The organism is Acinetobacter sp. UBA3132, assembly GCF_002364825.1.
Lineage (GTDB): Bacteria > Pseudomonadota > Gammaproteobacteria > Pseudomonadales > Moraxellaceae > Acinetobacter > Acinetobacter schindleri.
Map to the genome: position 1 here is coordinate 1 of NZ_DEZM01000187.1, position 3,871 is coordinate 3,871.

General features: G+C 38.4%; 5 protein-coding genes. 4 read left to right on the forward strand and 1 reads right to left on the reverse strand.

Features of this window, described 5'->3' with window-relative positions; genetic code table 11:
- Positions 1–514 precede the first annotated feature (514 nt).
- Positions 515–727: a hypothetical protein gene (locus B4033_RS10020; protein WP_286833585.1), complete on the reverse strand. Its 213-nt coding sequence runs from the start codon at positions 725–727 to the stop codon at positions 515–517.
- Positions 728–960: 233 nt separating this feature from the next.
- Between B4033_RS10020 and B4033_RS10025 the strand changes: the two genes are divergently transcribed.
- The 4 genes from B4033_RS10025 to B4033_RS10040 all read left to right on the forward strand — a co-directional run.
- Positions 961–1,539 carry a LexA family protein gene (locus B4033_RS10025; RefSeq protein ID WP_286833586.1) on the forward strand — a complete coding sequence of 193 codons (579 nt, stop codon included), beginning with the start codon at positions 961–963 and terminating at the stop codon, positions 1,537–1,539.
- 30 nt (positions 1,540–1,569) lie between these two features.
- Positions 1,570–2,865 (forward strand): Y-family DNA polymerase, encoded by a 1,296-nt coding sequence (locus tag B4033_RS10030; protein ID WP_286833588.1) that lies wholly within the window; start codon positions 1,570–1,572, stop codon positions 2,863–2,865.
- A 190-nt stretch (positions 2,866–3,055) separates the two neighbouring features.
- Entirely contained in the window at positions 3,056–3,271 is a 216-nt protein-coding gene (locus tag B4033_RS10035) for a hypothetical protein (protein ID WP_286833590.1), read from the forward strand.
- Positions 3,272–3,289: 18 nt separating this feature from the next.
- A partial coding sequence (locus B4033_RS10040; protein ID WP_286833592.1) for a restriction endonuclease occupies positions 3,290–3,871 on the forward strand: 582 nt, incomplete at its 3' end.

The following is a 3,871-nucleotide window of genomic DNA, read 5'->3' on the forward strand; positions in this document are numbered from 1 at the left end:
AAAAAACCATGAAAGACATAATATGTCTTTCATGGTTTTTTAGGTACTAATATAATATATGATTATTTAGTATGTATATGTATTATATAATCAATTCTAGTCTTATTAGAGAATAAACCTTGTCAAGAAATTTGTCAAAAACATTTCTACTAATTGAGTGATTTTTACACAAAACCAAATTGATAGACTATAGTCTGGCCCTGAAGAATGATTAGCTAAACTCTTTGAGTAAACCATAGATTTATAGCTTTTTCTTATTAATGAAGATTCATAAATTCCAAGTAGATATGCGTCTTATTTGGCTTTCCCAGAGCATAGTGAAACCATAGTTTTATTGATTTTTAGCTCATGTCATAGATCTTAGGTTTGTAAAAAAGCCCTGCGACTTTCTTAACATTCTTGTAATACCGCCACTGCAAACTTTCCCGCATTATCGCCACCTCACTGCGTTCGTGGCTCATGCTTCAAGTTTGCAGTGGCTTCACAAAGAGAATAATGATGTTGGATTTAACAATTATCTAAAACCTTTTGGTTTCCCTCTTAAATCCAATGGTTGCTGCAGATATACCAAGCGATCTTTAACGAGATGAATAGTTATGGAATGTGGCAGGATGCCTACGATGTCAAGTCGATTAGAAGTGTTAATACCTGATTCATTGAGGTACATCATAATCGCATCGTGAATTTCATCTTGGCTTAAGCTGACATGAGTTGGAGTGATTTTCATGTTGGTTTCCTTTGATTTGGGTTTGAGTTAATGGGTTATCCCAAACCACCGCCCAGGAGGGCGACACTTCATTCCTATTGGTCTGACTTCTCCATTGACACAGTAGCGATCTCATAGATGGAACATTCTCCGATAAGCTGCCTTAACCATTCATCGTAATTTCATTGTCTTAGATTAAGCTCATCCATATCATTTGATTATGTTACATATTCAATTATTGGGGAGTGAATTGTATGGTTGGACAACGTGGTGGTAGTAGAGAAGGTGCCGGAAGAAAGTCCTTGTACGACGAACCAACAAAGGTTGTACGTGTTCCTGAGTCTCGTGTCATCGAGATCAAGAATTACTTGGCTAAATCCAAAGAAGCCAGATTCAATGATGTAGCTTCGATCACGTTGGTTGATCCAAGTACCTTCATGCATATTCCTTTGGCTTCAGAGAAGGTTGCAGCTGGCTTCCCTTCTCCTGCACAAGACTATGTAGACAAAACCTTGGACATGAATGAACACCTCATAAAAAATGAGGCTGCCACATTCATCGTTAAGGTTGCTTCTCTTTCCATGCGAGATGCAGGAATCGACATTGATGATGAGCTCGTCGTAGATCGAAGCATTGAAGCCAAGCATGAAGACATTGTCATCGCTCTCATCGACAACGAGTTCACCGTTAAACGCTTAATGATTGAAGCTAATAGCCGTTGGCTTAAAGCAGAGAATCCAGAGTTTTCAGACATACATCTCAAAGATGGCCAAGAGATGATTATTTGGGGTGTTGTCACATATGTATTGAAGCCATTCAGAAAGCGTAAGTAAAACAATAACTCTACTTCTTGGTTTCATTACATGGATTGTAAAAGCAAAGTCTACGCTTTGGTGGACATCAACAACTGCTATGTCAGTTGTGAAAGGATCTTCAACCCTAGCCTTAACGTCAAGCCTGTCATTGTTCTCTCCAACAACGATGGCTGTGCTGTTGCACGCTCTCAAGAAGCCAAAGACTTAGGTATCAAAATGGGTGTACCTCTCTTTCAGATCAAGGATATTGTAGAGAAACATCAGGTACAAGTACTCTCGAGCAACTATGCTTTGTATGCTGAGATGTCTCGCAGATTCATGAAGGTGCTCTCTGATTTTGTAGCCCCTCAAGAACAGGAGATCTACTCGATTGATGAATGCTTCCTTGATCTGACAGCTCACTTTGGCAACTATGATCTGACTGACTATGCCCAGCAGATTCGTCAGCGTGTTTTCTCTTGGCTTGGTTTACCGGTGTGTATTGGCATTGGCCGATCAAAAACTGAAGCCAAACTCGCAAACCATATTGCCAAGAAGAATGCTTACTTCAGTGGTATATGCAACTTAGTTTCAATGGATCCATGCTCAGCCGAGAACTTGTATCAAGCAATTGATGTAAGTGAAGTATGGGGTATTGGTCGAAAGCATACTAAGAAGCTCAACAGCATGGGTATCCATTCTGTTATGGATTTTGTTTTGGCTTCACCTCAAATGATCCGAGACCAATTCTCTATCGTCATGCAACGCACATTACTAGAACTACATGGAGTAGCCTGCATTGAATTGGAACACTCACCTCCTGCCAAGAAGCAGATCGTAGCGAGTCGTTCCTTCGGTCAACGAGTACATCAAATTGATGATCTCAAAGAAGCCATCTCAAAGTATGTGATGGATGCAGTAGGCAGATTAAGGGATGATAAATTACTATGTGGTTGTTTGATTGGTTTCGTTCAATCAAATCCATTTGATACAGCTAAGCCCTTCTACAATAAGTCTCTCTCATTTGCATTGCCTGAACCAACAGACAACTTACTAATCCTCTCTAAGATTGCAACAGCAATGATTAATGAGCTATATACAAAGGATGTTGCTTTCAAGAAATGTGGAGTGATTCTGACATGCCTTGAGCCAAAGCAGAGTCATATGTATGACCTTTTCACTGACATAAGACGAATAGAGTTGAGTGATGGTTTGATGGATTCTCTTGATGAGATCCACCGCAAGTATGGCAAATCTAAGATTGCTTTAGGTGCAAGTCAGATGCCAAATCGCAATTGGAATATGTCACGAGATCGACTCACTCAAAACTACTTTAAGTGGGATGAATTACTTACTATTAAGTGATGACCACTCATTTAATCAAGTTTCAAGACAGTCTACTTCCTTAACCTAATTAAGCATGATTTCAATGAAACTTAGATTACTCTACTATTCAACGAACAATAGTATTAAGCTCCTTACATACATCAATTATTAGATATATTCCAACAGCTTAAAGAGAGTGAAAATGAACAAAAATGTATGGGGAATTCACATGGATCGTTCTGTAGGCTTAGCACCTATTGAGCAGGGGTTTATTGGAATTGGTTGGTCCGAATTAGGTGATCTCTCTAAATTCACTGATAGAGATAGTCTCAAAACAGCTCTCAAAGAAGTACAACCTACATCTACTGAGTCATCGATCAGAACTCAATCAAGCCCGTTGTTCCGATTTATTAATGAAATGAAACTTGGTGATTATGTTGTATAACCATCTAAAATAGATCGTATGGTTTATGTTGGAACCATTACAAGCGACTATTACTTTGATGAAAGTGTCCTAGATGATGATTATCAGAATAGAAGAAAAATTGATTGGTTAACATCAAATGGTATTCCAAGAAATACCTTCACCCAATCAACCCTAAATGAATTAGGCGCATTTATTACAATTTTTAGGGTCAAGCAACATACTTCAAATGAAATCTTTAAACATCTTGGTTTAACCGATGCTATTGAATCAGAGGTTGAAGTTGTAACAGACCTCGAAGAAGAATTAACTGAAAATTTAGATGATAAAGAATTCTTAGCTAAATCAATCAATGAAACAGCTAAAACCTCCACAGAAGACTTCATTATTGAGCAACTACATTCAAACTTAAATGGTTATCAATTTGAGGAGTTCGTGGCTCACCTACTTGAATGTATGGGCTATGTCGCAAGAATTACTCAAAGATCAGGCGATGGTGGAGTCGACATTATTGCTCATAAAGATGTATTAGGCTTTGAACCGCCCATCATCAAAGTTCAATGTAAAAGAACTCAGTCAGCAAATGGATTACCTGAAATCAATCAACTTCTAGGAACCTTA

Coding starts and splice junctions, on each gene's coding strand:
- B4033_RS10020 (WP_286833585.1), bottom strand. CDS start 727: ATGAAAATCACTCCAACTCATGTCAGCTTAAGCCAAGATGAAATTCAC.
- B4033_RS10025 (WP_286833586.1), top strand. CDS start 961: ATGGTTGGACAACGTGGTGGTAGTAGAGAAGGTGCCGGAAGAAAGTCC.
- B4033_RS10030 (WP_286833588.1), top strand. CDS start 1,570: ATGGATTGTAAAAGCAAAGTCTACGCTTTGGTGGACATCAACAACTGC.
- B4033_RS10035 (WP_286833590.1), top strand. CDS start 3,056: ATGGATCGTTCTGTAGGCTTAGCACCTATTGAGCAGGGGTTTATTGGA.